The organism is Pluralibacter sp., from assembly GCF_019237635.1.
In the GTDB taxonomy this organism is placed as follows: domain Bacteria; phylum Pseudomonadota; class Gammaproteobacteria; order Enterobacterales; family Enterobacteriaceae; genus Enterobacter_B.
The window spans coordinates 1-16,905 of the sequence record NZ_JAFAGS010000159.1 but is presented as its reverse complement, the minus strand read 5'-3'; the positions used below and the strand labels follow the sequence as shown (position 1 = coordinate 16,905).

Below are 16,905 nucleotides of genomic sequence, written 5' to 3'. Positions count from 1 at the left end.
CCATTAAATGACAAAGGCTATTGATCTTAACCCGCCCGACGCCCTACCGCGATATGCATTTCGATATCCCAGTAGCCGTCCTGATTGCCGTCATTCAGATAGCGCTCAAAGCACGGTTTTGCCGCCAGTTCCCAGACGCTGTCCTCCAGCACGCTGCCGAAGAACTGGTACCATGGCGTGGAGAAATCATGGTTAATCACCCGCGCAGTGGCGACGGCATATTCTCCGCCGAGCACTTCCGTCAGAATGACGCCTTCGCTGTTGGGGGGAATCTGAAAACCGGGTTCTACGGTCACCACCGTGTCGCAGCGCAACTTTTCCGCTGGCACCTCATCGGGGTTATCGTAATAGACCGCCAGCCACTCTTTGGCCGGAATATTCTGCCCATCAACCCACATCATCAGCTGCTCAAAGCCTTGTTTTACCGTCTGTTCCCATGGGCCAACCATGTGAAAACCGGCCACGACACGTTGGTGTTCCTGTCTGATACTGTATTCCATAAAAGCCTCCGCATGTGAAATTACTGTATAAACATACATACAAATGTAGCAAGGCCACATCAATGTAGTATGTGCGGTAATTCACAGAACGGAAATGTGAAACGCCCCAGGAAGGGGCGTTTTGTCAGGCTTTATGGTGCAGCCAGTCGCTGAACTGCGAGAAGACGCCGCCTTTATTGACGCTTTCCAGCGTCACCAGCGGCCAATGGGCCACCACCTTATCGCGGTCATACAGTTGGATTTCGCCCACACGCTGGTGCGCGGCGATAGGGGCATCCAGCTCTTTCCTGTCAAGGACATACCTGGCTTTGATATTCGGCACTTCTGTTTTCGGCAGCGCCAGCCAGAAGTCCTGATCGGTACCCAGACGGATCTGCTCTTTGTCACCGTACCAGATACGCTCGTTGCCAACCTGTTTGCCGCTGTGCAGAATCTGGACGGTGTCGAAGTTCTGCTGGCCCCAGTGCAGCAGCTTGCGCGCCTGCTCTTCACGACCTTTTGCGCTTTCCGCGCCCATGACCACCGCAATCAGGCGGCGCTCGCCGTCCACCGCCGACGCGATAAGGTTAAAGCCCGCGCCCGACGTGTGGCCCGTCTTCAACCCATCCACGTTCATGGTTTTATCCCACAGCAGACCATTACGGTTTTGCTGGGTGATACCGTTCCAGGTCAGGCTTTTTTCGCTGTACATGTGGTAGAAATCGGGCTCGCCGTGGATGATAGCGCGGGAGAGCACCGCCAGATCATAGGCGGAGCTGTGCTGCCCTGGCGCATCAAGGCCGTGCACCGTTTCAAAGTGGGTATCTTTCAGCCCCAGCTTCTGCACATAGCCGTTCATCAGTTGAACAAACTGCGGCTGACCGCCCGCGACATAATCCGCCAGCGCGACACAGGCGTCGTTGCCGGAATCCACAATAAGCCCACGACTTAAGTCGCGCACCGTCAGGCGATCGCCGGGTTTGAGGAACATCAGCGATGACCCGTCAAACACCGGGTTCCCTTTCGCCCAGGCGTCGTGACCGACCGTCACCTCATCGTTCGGCGTAATTTTGTGGCTGTCGATAGCGCGATCGACCACATAGCCGGTCATCAGCTTGGTTAAGCTGGCGGGGTTGCGCTGCTGGTGCTCATTGCCTGCCGTTAAGATTTGACCGGTGGTGTAATCCATCAGCACCCATGCGCCAGCCTGAATGGCCGGAGGCGGTACCGTGTTGGGAAGAATGTCTGCGGCAAGTGCGCAGGAAATGCCCGAAGCGAGCAAAGAGACAGCAATAAACAAACGGCCTTTCAACAGCATATCCTCAACTTTCATCAATTCGCCGTCCTTTTTACGGGACTTACGCTTTACTGACAGCGTTTAATTGCAAGAAAATATGACAACATCAGCCGCTGGCGACAACGTAATCACGCCCCACCCTTCTGATGATGCGCCAAATCGTTTACCATGCTGGGTTCACGCGCATACGGATGACTGACAGACCATGCAAGAGACGCAATCGCCGCCTGGATTCCTTTTCCACGACTATGAAACCTTCGGCACCAGCCCGTCGCTGGACCGCCCCGCCCAGTTCGCCGCCCTTCGCACCGACAACGATTTCAACGTCATCGGCGAGCCGGAGGTGTTCTACTGCAAACCGGCGGATGACTACCTGCCGCAGCCTCAGGCGGTGCTGATAACCGGCATTACGCCGCAAGAAGCGCTGGCTAAAGGGGAAAACGAAGCGGCCTTCGCCCGTCGCATTCATGCGTTGTTCACGGTGCCGAAAACCTGCGTGGTGGGCTACAACAACGTGCGCTTCGATGACGAAGTCACCCGTAATATCTTCTACCGCAATTTTTACGATCCTTACGCCTGGAGCTGGCAGAACCACAACTCGCGCTGGGACCTGCTGGACGTGATGCGCGCCTGTTACGCCTTGCGACCGGAAGGGATCAACTGGCCGGAAAATGAAGACGGGCTGCCGAGCTTTCGCCTTGAGCACCTGACCCGCGCCAACGGTATTGAGCACAGCAACGCCCACGATGCGATGGCCGACGTCTACGCCACCATCGCCATGGCGCAGTTGGTGAAATCGCGCCAGCCGCGGCTGTTTGACTACCTCTATACGTATCGCAATAAGAACAAGCTGGCGACGCTGATTGACGTGCCGCAGATGAAGCCGCTGGTGCATGTCTCCGGTATGTTCGGCGCCTGGCGCGGAAACACCAGTTGGGTCGCGCCGCTGGCCTGGCACCCGGATAACCGCAACGCGGTGGTCATGGTTGATCTGGCGGGCGATATGTCGCCGCTGCTTGAGCTGACGGCGGACGAACTGCGCGATCGCCTGTATACCGCGAAGGCCAGTCTCGGCGAACTGGCCGCCGTACCGGTCAAACTGGTGCATCTCAACAAATGCCCGGTGCTGGCTCAGGCGAATACCCTGCGCCCGGAAGATGCCGACCGTCTGGGCATTAACCGCCAGCAGTGTCTCGATAACCTGAAGCTGCTGCGGGACAACCCGCAGGTTCGCGACAAGGTGGTGGCGATTTTTGCCGACGCGGCGCCGTTTGTGCCGTCAGAGAATGTGGATACGCAGCTCTACAACGGTTTTTTCAGCGATGCGGATCGCACGGCGATGAAAATCCTGCTGGAAACCGAACCGCGCAATCTGCCCGCGCTGGATTTGACCTTTGCCGATGCGCGTATTGAAAAGCTGCTGTTCAATTATCGGGCGCGTAACTTCCCCGGTACGCTTGACGATGCCGAGCAGCAGCGCTGGTTGCAGCACCGCCGCGAGGTGTTCACGCCCGAGTTTTTACAGGCCTACGCCGATGAGCTACAGATGCTCAGCCAGCAGTATGCCGGGGATAAAGCCAAACTCGCGCTGCTGAAAACGCTGTGGCAGTACGCGCAGGAGATCGTCTGACGGCGATACCTTTCCGGGTGGCATCCCTGTCGCCCGGAAAAGGATTTACGTTTTCGCGCGGCTGGCGATGATCGCCTCCGCCACCGTGCGCGGCGCTTCGGCGTAGTGGTGAAATTCCATGCTGTAGGTCGCCCGGCCCTGGGACATTGAACGCAGCGTGGTGGAGTAACCGAACATCTCGGCAAGCGGGACGTCAGCGCGAATAATCTGGCTGCCGTAGCGCTCCTCCATGCCCTGCACCATCCCGCGACGCGACGAAAGGTCACCCATAATGTTGCCCGCGTAGACCTCCGGCGTTTCCACCTCCACGTGCATCACCGGCTCGAGAATCACCGGTTCGGCCCTGCGCGCCCCCTCTTTGAAGCCGAAAATCGCCGCCATGCGAAACGCCATTTCCGACGAGTCGACATCGTGGTACGAGCCAAAGGTCAACGTCGCTTTGACGTCGACAACCGGATATCCGGCCAGCACGCCGGTACCCATCGCCTCACGCAGCCCTTTTTCCACCGACGGAATGTACTCGCGCGGCACCACGCCGCCCTTGGTGGCATCTTCAAACACGAAGCCGCTGCCTGGCTCCCGCGGTTCGAGGGTTAGCACCACGTGGCCGTACTGCCCTTTACCGCCGGACTGGCGGACAAATTTCCCCTCCACCTCCCTGACGGTTTTGCGCAGCGTTTCGCGGTAGGTGACCTGCGGGCGACCGATATTGGCCTCAACGCCAAACTCGCGCTTCATGCGATCGACGATGATTTCAAGATGCAGCTCGCCCATCCCGGAAATAATGGTCTGCCCGGACTCCTCGTCGGTATGCAGGCGGAAAGACGGGTCTTCCGACGCCAGCCGCTGCAGGGCAATCCCCATTTTTTCCTGATCCGCTTTGGTTTTTGGCTCAATGGCGAGCGAAATCACCGGCTCCGGAAACTCCATCCGTTCAAGGGTGATCACCGCATTGGGATCGCACAGGGTATCGCCGGTGGTCACATCCTTCAGACCGACGCAGGCGGCAATATCCCCGGCGTGCAGCGCCTCCACGTCGTGGCGATCGTTGGCGTGCATCAGGACGATACGCCCGATACGCTCCTTCTTCTCCTTGACCGGGTTATACACTGCATCGCCTTTTTTCAGCACACCGGAGTAAACGCGGATAAAGGTCAACTGACCGACGTAGGGGTCGGTCATCAGCTTGAACGCCAGAGCCGAAAACGGCTCCTCATCGCCGGGATGACGCTCGTCGGGCTGCCCTTTCTCGTTCACGCCGTCGATAGCCGGAATATCACGTGGCGACGGCATCAGCTCAACCACCGCATCAAGCATGCGCTGCACGCCTTTATTCTTAAACGCGCTGCCGCACAGCACCGGCTGAATCTCTCCGCCAACGGTGCGTTTACGCAGCCCTGCGACGATTTCCGCCTCGCTCAGGTCGCCAGTTTCCAGATATTTATCCATCAGCGCGTCGCTGGCCTCCGCCGCCGCCGACACCATCTTCTCCCGCCACTGCTGCGCGGTGGCGAGCAGCGCATCCGGCACCGGCGCATAGCTGAAGACCATCCCCTGAGTCGCATCGTCCCAGTAGATAGCGCGCATCTTAACGAGATCCACCACGCCGACGAAATGCTCCTCGCTGCCGACAGGGATAACAATCGGCACCGGGTTCGCCTTCAGGCGGTCAATCATCATCTGCACAACGTGGAAAAAATCGGCGCCGGGACGGTCCATCTTATTGACGAACGCCAGCCGGGGAACATGGTACTTATTCGCCTGACGCCACACGGTTTCCGATTGCGGCTGCACGCCGCCCACGGAGTCATACACCATTACCGCGCCGTCCAGCACGCGCATGGATCGCTCCACCTCAATGGTGAAATCCACATGCCCGGGCGTATCGATGATGTTGATACGGTGTGGTTCAAAGCTCCGGTCCATACCGGGCCAGAAGCAGCTGACCGCCGCCGAGGTAATGGTTATCCCCCGCTCCTGCTCCTGCGCCATCCAGTCGGTCGTTGCAGCGCCATCGTGTACTTCGCCCAGCTTGTGGCTCATCCCGGTGTAAAACAGAATGCGCTCAGTGGTCGTGGTTTTACCGGCATCGATATGCGCGGAGATACCGATGTTGCGATAACGTTCGAGGGGGATGGGTCGGGGCATGATGCGTCCTTAGTCGTTTTGACTGTCAGTGAGCGGCCATAAAAGAGTATGATCGCCAATCCCCCCGAACGTGAACAAATTCGCCTCGAAAATAAGTTAGCAGAAACAAAAAAGCCGGAGGGGATCACCCTCCGGCTTTTTTATCGTATCGCGTGATTACGCGACATCTTCGTACTGCGGAACCGGGTTGCGGAAGCTCTTCGTCACGCAAGCCAGGTACAGCAGGCCGATACCGCCCCAGATGAGGCCCAGAATCATTGAGCTCTCTTCAAGGTTAATCCACAGCGCGCCTACGGTCAGCGCGCCGCATACCGGCAGTACCAGGTAGTTGAAGTGGTCTTTCAGCGTTTTGTTGCGCTTCTCACGGATCCAGAACTGCGAGATAACCGAGAGGTTCACGAAGGTGAACGCCACCAGCGCGCCAAAGTTAATCAGCGCCGTTGCGGTCACCAGGTCGAAGTTGATCGCCAGCAGCGCGATAGCGCCAACCAGCAGCACGTTCCATGCCGGCGTGCGCCATTTCGGATGCACATAGCCGAAGAAACGGGTCGGGAACACGCCGTCGCGGCCCATCACGTACATCAGACGAGAAACGCCCGCGTGCGCCGCCATACCGGAAGCCAGTACGGTCACGCTGGAGAAAATCAGCACGCCCCACTGGAAGGTTTTACCGGCAACGTACAGCATGATTTCCGGCTGTGACGCATCCGGATCTTTGAAACGAGAGATATCCGGGAAGTACAGCTGCAGGAAGTAGGAAGCACCGATAAAGATCATGCCGCCAATCAGCGCCGTCAGGAATATCGCGCGTGGAATAACACGCTCAGCGTCTTTGGTCTCTTCAGACAGCGAAGAGATACCGTCAAAGCCGAGGAACGAGAAGCACAGGATGGTTGCCCCAGTTATCATCGGCACCACATGCGCGCCTTCGGACCAGAACGGACGGGTGCTGGTCAGCGTACCTGCGCCTTCGCCGTGCGACACGCCGTAGATAATCAGGCCGACGATAACCGCTACAATCCCCATCTGCAAAATGACGATCAGGGTGTTGAAGTTCGCCACAGTCTTGATGCTGCGCAGGTTAGAGATGGTCATAAAGACCACCAGCGCAACCACGAAGATCCACGACGGAACGGAAGGCACCAGCGCTTCAAAGTAAATTTTTGCCAGCAGGATGTTGATCATCGGCATGAACAGGTAGTCCAGCAGGGATGACCAACCCACCATAAAGCCAACCGCCGGGCTAATGGATTTCTGGGCATAGGTATAAGCAGAGCCCGCGGACGGGAAACGGCGAACCAGTTTACCGTAGCTTAGCGCTGTAAAAAGAATCGCGATCAGCGCAAAGGCATACGCCGTCGCCACGTGACCGTCTGTGAGGCCTGATACGATACCAAATGTATCGAACAGCGTCATCGGCTGCATATAGGCAAGACCCATCATGACAACCGGAATCAACGTAAGTGTTTTACGTAATTCCACGCGAGAGGTGTTTGGAGTAACGTTATGCGACATGGTCATTCTCCTTCACGGCGAATGCCGTCGCGTAAGCAAAAAATTGCCCCATTTTTTACGGATTCCTCAGCGACAACAACTGTCGGTTTTTAGTAAATATCTATCCGGTACGAAGCCCGGCCTCTTGGTTTTGAATGACGTTTCTTTGTTGCAAAAAAATAACCGACGCGTTTAAAAACGTCGGTTAATCTCTATTTTTGCAGGCGGCGTATTGTGCCCTCTTCCCCCAACAAACACAAGAGAATGAGAGCTTCATCAAATAAATCACTCCGCTAACTGTCTGATTATTCATCACTGTTAGAGGCATACACCGCAGCAATAGCACTATTTGCTAAAATATTGTCCCGCCACCAGGTGCTGGCAAGGCCAGAGGTCTGCTCATTCCAGCCGATCCATACCGCATCGAAGGGTAAATGGGCCGCCACCTGTTTTTCCACCAGCGCGCCGTTTTCAATAAAACGCTGCGCCAGATAACGCGGTAAATAACCGCATCCGAGCCCGCTGATGTGTAATTCCAGTTTAGTCTTAAAATCAAAAACAGTGAGCGCTTCCTGATCTTCAAGCAGCTGTTGAAATGCAGAACAGCCCGGTGCGGCGTCATCGCCGACAATAACGGCGCGAAAGCGCCTGATGGTGCGACGACTCAGCGGCTCCGGCTCCTGCGCCAGCGGGTGCTGCGGCGCCACCACGAAAATTTGCTCCAGAAACCCCAGCGGTGAGAAACCAAAACCGCTCAGCGGTGGCGGGTCGCGCAGCGCGCCGACGACAATATCAGCCCGTCCGGTCGCCAGCGCCTCCCAGGAGTCGCCCAGCACGCCGCGAATAAACTTCAGGCGGGTGACATCATGCTGCTGGTAAAAGGCTGCGATCAGCGGCGTTAATAATAAGAAAGGAAAAGTGTCGTCAACGGCGATCACCAGATTGTTTTCCCAACCCTCATGCAGCTTAACAGCCTGCTTTTCCAGTTCACGCACCGTATGCAGAACTTCGCGGCCTTTTTCCAGCAGCATTTGTCCCGTGCGGGTGAAGGTCGCGCGATGGCCGCTGCGATCGAGCAGTTGAATATTGAGGTCGCTTTCCAGTTTGTGCACGGTATAGCTGAGCGCCGACGGTGTTTTGAAGAGCTTTGCCGACGCCGCGGCAAAACTCCCTTCTTTATCGAGCGCATCGAGAATGATGAGAACGTCCAGCAGTGGCTTCATCGTCGCCCCCTTGCGGTACGCGATTTCAGCGCTGGCAGTTTATTCCATTGGCATGACCAGCGGATCAGGGTACTGATACTCAAACCCCAACTCATGGCAGATTCGGCTGCCGTCTATCGTTTTGCCCTTACCGCCACTGTCGCTAAACACCGGCGGCGCAAGGCCAAGCTCACGCGCCATCAGCGGATAAAATGTCGCCCGGGACGGGTGCTGCGGCGCGCAGAGGTTATAAATATGCCCGCCCTTCGGCGCCTGTAGCAGCAGGGTAATGGCGGCCACCGCATCCTCAAGATGCACCAGGTTTACGCCATGCTGGCCGTCCGGCGCGGATTTTCCGGCAAAAAAGCGCCCCGGATGCCGCCCGGGCCCGACCAGCCCTGAAAGGCGCACGATATCCACCGACGTCCCCGGCAGATTGTGCAGCCAGTTTTCTAGCTCTTTAAGCACCTGACCGTGGGTGGTGACCGGCACCCGCGGCGTATTCTCCTTCACCACGCCCTGCACGTCGCCGTAGACCGAGGTCGAGCTGGTGAACACAATGCGCGGGATACGATGCGCCAGCGCGCTGTCGACAATCTCCTGCACCGCCCGCAGGTAAAAATTATCCCCCTGGCCGGTACGACGCGCCGGTAGCGTGATGACCAGCGCATCGACGTTCATGAGCGCGTCAAGGTCGTCCGTTTCGCAATCCAGCTGCGGCTCAAGGCGAAGCGGGTAGCTCTCAATGCCGCACATTCTGGCCGCTTCGACGCCGTCCTGGGTGGTTTTACTGCCGGTCACCTCCCAGCCGCGAGCCGTCAGCGAAAGGGCAAGCGGCATACCCAGCCATCCTAACCCAACAATTGCGACCTTTTTCATGTCTGTCTCCTGAGTCGTTCGCGCTCCTGTATTAAGGCTACGCCAGGCCACGGCAACTGACAATTTATCTGGTGAATATGAAATGAATTAAAGTTCAAAAAAAGCCCTTGCTTTCCGTGTCGGAAGTGGTTTAGGTTAACAGACATCAAGTGCATAGGCATTCAACGAGAATTTTATGAACCGCGTTCAATTTAAACACCACCATCATCACCATCACCCTGACTAGTCTTTCAGGCGATGTGTGCTGGAAGACAGTAGGATCTTCCAGTGGTGCAGAACGCAAGAGAGAGCCCCCGGAAGATCGTCTTCCGGGGGCTTTTTTTTGGACCGGACTCACCGCGATTCAGACAGGAAACAGAGGATAAGAGCATGTTAGATAACAACCGTTTACGCATAGCTATGCAGAAATCGGGCCGCCTTAGCGATGATTCACGCGAATTACTGGCCCGTTGCGGAATAAAAATCAACCTTCACACCCAGCGCCTGATCGCGATGGCGGAGAATATGCCTATCGACATTCTGCGCGTGCGTGATGACGATATCCCGGGTCTGGTGATGGACGGCGTTGTCGACCTCGGCATTATCGGCGAGAACGTGCTGGAAGAAGAGCTGCTGAGCCGCCGCGCCCAGGGCGAAGACCCGCGCTACTTTACTCTGCGCCGTCTCGACTTTGGCGGCTGTCGCCTGTCGCTGGCGACGCCGGTCGATGAGACCTGGGACGGCCTGGCCGCGCTCGACGGCAAACGTATCGCCACCTCTTACCCTCACCTGCTCAAGCGTTACCTCGATCAAAAAGGCATCAGCTTTAAATCCTGTCTGCTCAACGGCTCTGTCGAAGTGGCGCCGCGCGCGGGTCTCGCTGACGCGATATGCGACCTGGTGTCGACCGGCGCCACCCTTGAGGCCAACGGCCTGCGCGAAGTGGAGGTTATCTATCGCTCAAAAGCCTGTCTTATCCAGCGCGACGGCGAGATGCCGGAAGCAAAGCAACAGCTTATCGACCGTCTGCTGACCCGTATTCAGGGCGTTATTCAGGCCCGTGAGTCCAAATACATCATGATGCACGCCCCGACCGAGCGTCTGGACGAGGTCGTCGCCCTGCTGCCAGGCGCTGAGCGCCCTACCATTCTGCCGCTGGCAGGCGATCAGCAGCGCGTGGCCATGCATATGGTCAGCAGCGAAACCCTGTTCTGGGAAACCATGGAAAAACTGAAGGCCCTGGGCGCCAGCTCCATTCTGGTCCTGCCGATTGAGAAGATGATGGAGTAAGCCATGAGCTTTAATACCGTAATCGACTGGAATACCTGCAGCCCACAGCAGCAAGACGAGCTGCTGATGCGCCCGGCCATCGGCGCTTCAGAGAGCATCAGCCGCACCGTGCGCGAAATCCTCGACAACGTTCGCGCCCGGGGCGACGCGGCGCTGCGCGAGTACAGCGCGAAGTTCGATAAAACCGAGGTCGACGCGCTGAAGGTGACCGCGCAGGAGATAGATGACGCCAGCGCGCGCCTGAGCCCGGCGCTAAAGCAGGCGATGGCGGTCGCGGTGAGCAACATTGAAACCTTCCACACCGCGCAAAAGCTGCCCATCGTGGATGTCGAGACCCAGCCCGGCGTGCGCTGCCAGCAGGTCACCCGTCCGGTAGCGTCCGTCGGGCTGTATATTCCAGGCGGTTCGGCGCCGCTCTTTTCCACCGTGCTGATGCTGGCAACGCCTGCCCGCATCGCCGGTTGTCAGCAGGTGGTGCTGTGCTCGCCGCCGCCGATTGCCGACGAAATTCTCTATGCTGCTCGCCTGTGCGGCGTGCAGGATGTGTATAAGGTTGGCGGCGCGCAGGCGATCGCCGCGCTGGCGTTTGGCAGCGAGTCGGTGCCAAACGTCGACAAAATCTTCGGGCCAGGCAACGCTTTTGTGACCGAGGCGAAACGCCAGGTCAGCCAGCGTCTGGACGGCGCGGCGATCGATATGCCCGCGGGCCCGTCGGAGGTGCTGGTGATCGCCGACAGCGGCGCAACGCCGGAGTTTGTCGCCTCGGATCTGCTCTCTCAGGCAGAACACGGCCCGGACTCGCAGGTGATCCTGCTGACGCCGGATGCGCAAATGGCCACCCGCGTCGCCGACGCCGTTGAGCGCCTGCTCGCCGAGCTGCCGCGCGCCGACACCGCCCGCCAGGCGCTCTCGGCAAGCCGCCTGATTGTCGCTCGCGATATCGCGCAGTGCGTCAGTATCTCCAACCAGTACGGCCCGGAGCACCTGATTATCCAGACGCGTAATGCCCGGGAACTGGTCGACAGCATCACCAGCGCGGGCTCGGTGTTCCTTGGCGACTGGTCGCCGGAGTCCGCGGGCGATTACGCCTCCGGCACCAACCATGTGCTGCCGACTTACGGCTATACCGCGACCAGCTCAAGCCTCGGGCTTGCCGATTTCCAGAAACGGATGACGGTGCAGGAACTGTCCCGCGAGGGTTTTGCATCACTCGCCGCCACCATTGAAACGCTGGCCGCGGCCGAACGTCTGACTGCCCACAAAAACGCCGTTACGCTGCGCGTTGCAGCCCTGAAGGAGCAAGCATGAGCATCGAAGAGTTAGCCCGCAAAAACGTCCGCGACCTGACGCCGTATCAGTCCGCCCGCCGCCTCGGCGGTAAAGGCGATGTCTGGCTGAACGCCAACGAGTTTCCGACGCCGGTCGCCTTTGCGCTGACCCAGCAGACGCTCAATCGCTACCCGGAATGCCAGCCGAAAGCGGTTATCGGCAATTACGCGCAATACGCTGGCGTTAAACCGGAACAAGTGCTGGTCAGCCGCGGTGCTGACGAAGGTATTGAGCTGCTGATCCGCGCCTTCTGCGAGCCGGGCCAGGACGCCATCCTGTTTTGCCCGCCGACCTACGGCATGTACAGCGTCAGCGCGGAGACCTTCGGCGTCGAGTGCCGCACCGTACAGGCGCGGGAAGGCTGGCAGCTTAACCTGCCGGCGATTGCTGAACAGCTTGACGGCGTGAAGCTGGTGTATGTGTGCAGCCCGAACAACCCGACGGGGCAGATAATCAATCCTCAGGACATGCGCACGCTGCTGGAGATGACCCGCGGCAAAGCGCTGGTGGTCGCGGATGAAGCCTACATCGAGTTCTGCCCGCAGGCGACGCTGGTCAACTGGCTGGCCGACTATCCGCACCTGGTGGTGCTGCGCACCTTATCCAAAGCCTTTGCGCTGGCCGGGCTGCGCTGCGGCTTTACGCTCGCCAGCGAAGAAGTTATCGCCCTGCTGCTGAAGGTGATTGCCCCCTACCCGCTGTCGACCCCGGTCGCCGATATCGCCGCCCAGGCGCTGAGCCCGCAAGGGATTACTGAGATGCGCGAGCGCGTGGCGCAGATCCTCGCCGAGCGCGCGTATCTGGTCAGCAACCTGCGCGATATCCCCTGCGTTGAACAGGTTTTTGATTCAGAAACCAACTATATTCTGGTGCGGTTCACCGCCTCGAGCGCAGTCTTTAAATCTCTGTGGGATCAGGGCATTATTTTACGTGACCAGAACAAACAACCTTCTTTAAGCGGCTGCCTGCGCATTACCATCGGCACCCGTGCAGAGAGCCAGCGCGTCATTGACGCCCTTCGAGCGGAGAATGTATGACTCAGAAGTTCCTCTTTATTGATCGTGATGGCACGCTGATTGCCGAGCCTCCGAGCGATTTCCAGGTAGACCGTTTCGATAAGCTGGCGTTCGAACCGGAGGTCATTCCCTCCCTGCTCAAGCTGCAGCAGGCCGGGTTTCGTCTGGTGATGATCACCAATCAGGACGGACTGGGCACCAGCAGCTTCCCGCAGGCGGACTTCGACGGCCCGCACGACCTGATGATGCAAATTCTCGCCTCTCAGGGTGTGGCCTTTGAAGATGTGCTGATTTGTCCGCATTTACCGCAGGACAACTGCGACTGCCGCAAACCGAAAACAAAGCTGGTGACCCGCTGGCTGGAAAACGGCGCGATGGATACCGCGAACAGCTACGTCATCGGCGACCGCGCAACCGACGTGACTCTCGGCGACAACATGGGCATCACCGGCCTGCTGTACAACCGCGATACCCTCGGCTGGAAAGCGATTACCGAGAAGCTCACGCGACGCGACCGTTACGCCCACGTCGAGCGCAATACCCGCGAAACCCAGGTCGACGTTAAGGTCTGGCTGGACCGCGAAGGCGGCAGCCGCATCAACACCGGCGTCGGTTTCTTCGACCATATGCTCGACCAGATTGCCACCCACGGCGGTTTTCGTCTGGACATTACGGTCAAAGGCGATCTCTATATTGACGATCACCACACCGTCGAAGATACCGGTCTGGCGCTCGGCGAAGCGCTGAAGCTGGCGCTCGGCGATAAGCGCGGCATCAACCGTTTCGGCTTCGTACTGCCGATGGACGAGTGCCTCGCGCGCTGCGCGCTGGACATTTCCGGGCGCCCGCACCTTGAGTATCGCGCCGAATTCACCTATCAGCGCGTCGGCGACCTGAGCACGGAGATGATTGAGCACTTCTTCCGCTCGCTCTCCTATACCATGGGCGTGACGCTGCACCTGAGAACCAAAGGCAAGAACGATCACCACCGCGTCGAGAGCCTGTTTAAAGCCTTTGGCCGCACGCTGCGCCAGGCCATCCGCGTCGAAGGTGATGCCCTTCCCTCCTCGAAAGGAGTGCTGTGATGAACGTGGTGATCCTCGATACCGGCTGCGCCAACCTGCACTCGGTGACTTCCGCCATTAAGCGTCACGGCTACGAGCCCGTGATTAGCCGCGACCCTGACGTCGTACTGCGCGCCGATAAGCTTTTTTTACCCGGCGTCGGCACCGCGCAGGCCGCCATGGACCAGTTGCGCGAGCGCGAGCTTATCGGGCTGATTAAAGCCTGCACCCAGCCGGTGCTGGGGATTTGCCTCGGCATGCAGTTGCTCGGGCGCTACAGCGAGGAGACCCACGGCGTCAACCTGTTGGGCATTATCGATCAGGACGTGCCGAAAATGGCCGACACGGGGCTGCCGCTGCCGCATATGGGCTGGAACCGCGTTTACGCCAAAGCGGGCAACCGGTTGTTTCACGGCATCGAAGACGGCGCTTACTTTTACTTCGTGCACAGCTACGCGATGCCGGTCAACCCAAACACCATTGCCCAGTGCAACTACGGTGAACCGTTCACTGCCGCTGTACAGAAAGAGAATTTCTACGGCGTACAGTTCCACCCGGAACGCTCCGGCGCTGCGGGCGCGCAGCTGCTGAAAAACTTTCTGGAGATGTGATGATTATTCCGGCTTTAGATTTAATTGACGGCACCGTCGTACGCCTCCATCAGGGCGATTACGGCCAGCAGCGCGACTACGGCAACGACCCGCTGCCGCGGCTGCAGGAGTATGCCGCGCAGGGCGCCGAGGTGCTGCATCTCGTGGATTTGACCGGCGCGAAAGATCCGGCCAAACGGCAGATAGCGCTGCTGAAAACGCTGGTGGCCGGTGTCGATGTGCCGGTGCAGGTCGGCGGCGGCATCCGTACCGAAGAGGACGTGGCCGCGCTGCTTGACGCGGGCGTCGCCCGTGTGGTGGTCGGCTCGACGGCGGTAAAATCACCGGAGGTGGTGAAAGGCTGGTTCACGCGCTTCGGCGCAGAGAAGCTGGTGCTGGCGCTGGACGTGCGCATTGACGACGCCGGTAACAAACAGGTGGCGGTCAGCGGCTGGCAGGAGAACTCCGGCGTCACCCTGGAAGCGCTGGTCGACACCTACCTGCCGGTGGGCCTGCAACACGTGCTGTGCACCGATATCTCCCGCGACGGCACGCTGGCGGGCTCTAATGTCTCGCTGTATCAGGAGGTGTGCGCCCGTTATCCTCAGGTGGCGTTTCAGTCTTCAGGCGGCATTGGCGATATTAACGACGTGGCCGCGCTTCGCGGAACCGGCGTGCGCGGCGTTATTGTGGGTCGCGCCCTGCTGGAAGGTAAATTTAACGTGGCGGAGGCTATCGAATGCTGGCAAAACGGATAATCCCTTGTCTTGACGTGCGTGATGGTCAGGTGGTGAAAGGCGTACAGTTCCGCAACCATGAAATCATCGGCGACATCGTCCCACTGGCGAAGCGCTATGCCGAAGAAGGCGCGGATGAGCTGGTGTTTTACGATATTACCGCCTCCAGCGACGGCCGCGTGGTCGACAAAAGCTGGGTCACCCGCGTGGCCGAGGTTATCGATATTCCCTTCTGCGTCGCAGGAGGCATTAAGTCAGTGGAAGACGCCGCGCAGATCCTCTCCTTCGGCGCCGATAAAATTTCGGTTAACTCGCCTGCACTGGCGGACCCGACGCTGATTACCCGCCTGGCGGACCGCTTTGGCGTACAGTGTATTGTGGTGGGTATCGACACCTGGTATGACGCCGCGACCGGCAAATACCATGTCAACCAGTATACTGGCGACGAGAGCCGCACCCGCGTCACCCAATGGGAAACCCTCGACTGGGTACAGGAAGTGCAAAAACGCGGCGCCGGGGAAATTGTGCTCAACATGATGAACCAGGACGGCGTTCGCAACGGCTACGACCTTGAACAGCTGCGCAAGGTGCGCGACGTCTGTCACGTACCGCTCATCGCCTCCGGCGGCGCGGGCACCATGGAGCACTTCCTTGACGCCTTCCGCGATGCCAACGTCGACGGCGCGCTGGCGGCCTCCGTGTTTCACAAACAGATAATGAATATTGGCGAATTAAAAGCGTACCTGGCAGCACAGGGCGTGGAGATAAGGGTATGTTGACAGAACGTCTGGACTGGGAAAAAACCGATGGACTGATGCCTGCGGTTATCCAGCACGCCGTGTCCGGCGAGGTGCTGATGCTTGGCTATATGAATCAGGAGGCGCTGGCGAAAACGCAGGAAACCGGCAAGGTGACCTTCTTTTCACGCACCAAACAGCGCCTGTGGACCAAAGGGGAAACCTCCGGCCATTTTCTTAACGTGGTCAGCATCGCGCCGGACTGCGATAACGACACGCTGCTGATTCTGGTAAACCCGATTGGCCCGACCTGCCACAAAGGCACCTCAAGCTGCTTTGGCGACAACAGCCATCAATGGCTGTTCCTCTGGCAGCTGGAGCAACTGCTGGCCTCGCGCAAAACCGCCGACCCGGCAAGCTCGTATACGGCAAAACTGTACGCCAGCGGCACCAAGCGTATCGCGCAGAAAGTCGGTGAAGAAGGCGTCGAAACGGCGCTTGCCGCCACCGTGCAGGACCGCGAGGAGTTGACCAACGAAGCGTCAGACCTGATGTATCACCTGCTGGTGCTGTTGCAGGACCAGAATCTGGACCTGACGACGGTTATTGAGAATCTTCGTCGTCGCCACAAATAATCTTTCCGGGGGGCCATTCCGGCTCCCTGCTAACCCTCTGATACACATTCCCGGTATTAACAGGTATCATCTGCGCACCCATCTGCGTAAAAGATTCATTGCAGATACTGGATGACTATAATTCGAGGTTTTAAGATGAAATTTCTGGTCACTGGCGCCGCCGGCTTTATCGGCTATCACGTATGCGATCGCTTGCTCAAAGCAGGACATCAGGTTGTTGGTATTGATAATCTGAATGATTACTACGATGTCAGCCTGAAACAAGCGCGACTGGATCTCCTGAACTCGCCAGATTTCACTTTTCATAAAATCGATCTGGCTGACCGAGTGGCCATGCCCGCGCTTTTCGCGGATGAAAAATTCGACCGCGTTATTCATCTGGCGGCACAGGCCGGCGTC

The 16,905-nt window shown here is 58.5% G+C and carries 18 protein-coding genes and 1 other annotated feature; of the genes, 11 read left to right on the top strand and 7 right to left on the bottom strand.

Going from position 1 to position 16,905, the window contains the following annotated elements:
• Nucleotides 1–26: 26 nt before the first annotated feature.
• Both sbmC and dacD read right to left on the bottom strand, forming a co-directional pair.
• The gene (gene sbmC / locus JO226_RS18620; protein WP_293641275.1) at nt 27–500 is read right to left on the bottom strand and encodes a DNA gyrase inhibitor SbmC; all 474 of its coding nucleotides are present in this window, start codon (nt 498–500) and stop codon (nt 27–29) included.
• Nucleotides 501–624: 124 nt separating this feature from the next.
• A complete protein-coding gene (gene dacD, locus JO226_RS18615) occupies nt 625–1,791 on the bottom strand; it encodes a serine-type D-Ala-D-Ala carboxypeptidase DacD (protein ID WP_296406176.1) in 1,167 nt (388 codons plus the stop codon).
• Nucleotides 1,792–1,981: 190 nt separating this feature from the next.
• Here dacD and sbcB point away from each other — a divergent pair, with 190 nt between their 5' ends.
• On the top strand, nt 1,982–3,406 hold the full coding sequence (gene sbcB, locus JO226_RS18610; protein ID WP_293641273.1) for an exodeoxyribonuclease I: 1,425 nt from the start codon (nt 1,982–1,984) through the stop codon (nt 3,404–3,406).
• Nucleotides 3,407–3,451: 45 nt separating this feature from the next.
• Here the strand turns inward: sbcB and fusA are convergent, their stop codons facing one another.
• From fusA to JO226_RS18585, 5 genes are all read right to left on the bottom strand, one after another.
• Entirely contained in the window at nt 3,452–5,554 is a 2,103-nt protein-coding gene (gene fusA, locus JO226_RS18605; RefSeq protein ID WP_293641271.1) for an elongation factor G, read from the bottom strand.
• A 156-nt stretch (nt 5,555–5,710) separates the two neighbouring features.
• On the bottom strand, nt 5,711–7,069 hold the full coding sequence (locus tag JO226_RS18600) for an APC family permease (protein WP_293641268.1): 1,359 nt from the start codon (nt 7,067–7,069) through the stop codon (nt 5,711–5,713).
• Nucleotides 7,059–7,121, bottom strand: a complete 63-nt coding sequence (yoeI, locus tag JO226_RS18595; protein WP_096335044.1) for a membrane protein YoeI — start codon at nt 7,119–7,121, stop codon at nt 7,059–7,061. The genes JO226_RS18600 and yoeI overlap by 11 nt, the downstream gene beginning before the upstream one ends.
• A gap of 232 nt (nt 7,122–7,353) precedes the next feature.
• Nucleotides 7,354–8,271, bottom strand: coding sequence for a LysR substrate-binding domain-containing protein (locus JO226_RS18590; protein ID WP_293641265.1), 918 nt, complete (start codon nt 8,269–8,271; stop codon nt 7,354–7,356).
• A gap of 39 nt (nt 8,272–8,310) precedes the next feature.
• Nucleotides 8,311–9,129, bottom strand: a complete 819-nt coding sequence (locus JO226_RS18585; protein ID WP_293641262.1) for an SDR family oxidoreductase — start codon at nt 9,127–9,129, stop codon at nt 8,311–8,313.
• 175 nt (nt 9,130–9,304) lie between these two features.
• On the opposite strand from JO226_RS18585, the gene hisL reads away from it, so the two are divergent.
• The 10 genes from hisL to JO226_RS18535 form a co-directional block, all read left to right on the top strand.
• Nucleotides 9,305–9,355: a his operon leader peptide gene (gene hisL, locus JO226_RS18580; protein ID WP_004899375.1), complete on the top strand. Its 51-nt coding sequence runs from the start codon at nt 9,305–9,307 to the stop codon at nt 9,353–9,355.
• Nucleotides 9,331–9,453: a sequence feature (His leader region), on the top strand. (Overlaps the previous gene by 25 nt.)
• A gap of 45 nt (nt 9,454–9,498) precedes the next feature.
• Nucleotides 9,499–10,398 (top strand): ATP phosphoribosyltransferase, encoded by a 900-nt coding sequence (hisG, locus tag JO226_RS18575; RefSeq protein ID WP_293641259.1) that lies wholly within the window; start codon nt 9,499–9,501, stop codon nt 10,396–10,398.
• A 3-nt stretch (nt 10,399–10,401) separates the two neighbouring features.
• Nucleotides 10,402–11,706, top strand: a complete 1,305-nt coding sequence (hisD, locus tag JO226_RS18570) for a histidinol dehydrogenase (RefSeq protein ID WP_293641257.1) — start codon at nt 10,402–10,404, stop codon at nt 11,704–11,706.
• Nucleotides 11,703–12,764, top strand: a complete 1,062-nt coding sequence (gene hisC / locus JO226_RS18565) for a histidinol-phosphate transaminase (protein ID WP_293641255.1) — start codon at nt 11,703–11,705, stop codon at nt 12,762–12,764. The genes hisD and hisC overlap by 4 nt, the downstream gene beginning before the upstream one ends.
• A complete protein-coding gene (gene hisB, locus JO226_RS18560; RefSeq protein ID WP_293641253.1) occupies nt 12,761–13,828 on the top strand; it encodes a bifunctional histidinol-phosphatase/imidazoleglycerol-phosphate dehydratase HisB in 1,068 nt (355 codons plus the stop codon). The genes hisC and hisB overlap by 4 nt, the downstream gene beginning before the upstream one ends.
• Nucleotides 13,828–14,418, top strand: a complete 591-nt coding sequence (gene hisH / locus JO226_RS18555) for an imidazole glycerol phosphate synthase subunit HisH (protein ID WP_293641251.1) — start codon at nt 13,828–13,830, stop codon at nt 14,416–14,418. The genes hisB and hisH overlap by 1 nt, the downstream gene beginning before the upstream one ends.
• Entirely contained in the window at nt 14,418–15,155 is a 738-nt protein-coding gene (gene hisA / locus JO226_RS18550; RefSeq protein WP_293641248.1) for a 1-(5-phosphoribosyl)-5-[(5-phosphoribosylamino)methylideneamino]imidazole-4-carboxamide isomerase, read from the top strand. The genes hisH and hisA overlap by 1 nt, the downstream gene beginning before the upstream one ends.
• On the top strand, nt 15,137–15,913 hold the full coding sequence (hisF, locus tag JO226_RS18545) for an imidazole glycerol phosphate synthase subunit HisF (RefSeq protein WP_293641245.1): 777 nt from the start codon (nt 15,137–15,139) through the stop codon (nt 15,911–15,913). The genes hisA and hisF overlap by 19 nt, the downstream gene beginning before the upstream one ends.
• Nucleotides 15,907–16,506 (top strand): bifunctional phosphoribosyl-AMP cyclohydrolase/phosphoribosyl-ATP diphosphatase HisIE, encoded by a 600-nt coding sequence (gene hisIE, locus JO226_RS18540; RefSeq protein WP_293641242.1) that lies wholly within the window; start codon nt 15,907–15,909, stop codon nt 16,504–16,506. Before hisF ends, hisIE begins: the two co-directional genes overlap by 7 nt.
• Nucleotides 16,507–16,641: 135 nt before the next feature.
• Nucleotides 16,642–16,905, top strand: a 264-nt coding sequence (locus JO226_RS18535) for an SDR family NAD(P)-dependent oxidoreductase (RefSeq protein ID WP_293641239.1), incomplete at its 3' end; no start/stop codon positions are given.

Bases quoted from the DNA above. Each gene is read 5' to 3' on its own strand.
- sbcB (WP_293641273.1), top strand. From the start codon at position 1,982: ATGCAAGAGACGCAATCGCCGCCTGGATTCCTTTTCCACGACTATGAA.
- hisG (WP_293641259.1), top strand. From the start codon at position 9,499: ATGTTAGATAACAACCGTTTACGCATAGCTATGCAGAAATCGGGCCGC.
- hisIE (WP_293641242.1), top strand. From the start codon at position 15,907: ATGTTGACAGAACGTCTGGACTGGGAAAAAACCGATGGACTGATGCCT.
- hisF (WP_293641245.1), top strand. From the start codon at position 15,137: ATGCTGGCAAAACGGATAATCCCTTGTCTTGACGTGCGTGATGGTCAG.
- JO226_RS18590 (WP_293641265.1), bottom strand. From the start codon at position 8,271: ATGAAGCCACTGCTGGACGTTCTCATCATTCTCGATGCGCTCGATAAA.
- JO226_RS18600 (WP_293641268.1), bottom strand. From the start codon at position 7,069: ATGTCGCATAACGTTACTCCAAACACCTCTCGCGTGGAATTACGTAAA.
- hisH (WP_293641251.1), top strand. From the start codon at position 13,828: ATGAACGTGGTGATCCTCGATACCGGCTGCGCCAACCTGCACTCGGTG.
- JO226_RS18585 (WP_293641262.1), bottom strand. From the start codon at position 9,129: ATGAAAAAGGTCGCAATTGTTGGGTTAGGATGGCTGGGTATGCCGCTT.
- sbmC (WP_293641275.1), bottom strand. From the start codon at position 500: ATGGAATACAGTATCAGACAGGAACACCAACGTGTCGTGGCCGGTTTT.
- fusA (WP_293641271.1), bottom strand. From the start codon at position 5,554: ATGCCCCGACCCATCCCCCTCGAACGTTATCGCAACATCGGTATCTCC.
- hisD (WP_293641257.1), top strand. From the start codon at position 10,402: ATGAGCTTTAATACCGTAATCGACTGGAATACCTGCAGCCCACAGCAG.
- hisC (WP_293641255.1), top strand. From the start codon at position 11,703: ATGAGCATCGAAGAGTTAGCCCGCAAAAACGTCCGCGACCTGACGCCG.
- hisB (WP_293641253.1), top strand. From the start codon at position 12,761: ATGACTCAGAAGTTCCTCTTTATTGATCGTGATGGCACGCTGATTGCC.
- hisA (WP_293641248.1), top strand. From the start codon at position 14,418: ATGATTATTCCGGCTTTAGATTTAATTGACGGCACCGTCGTACGCCTC.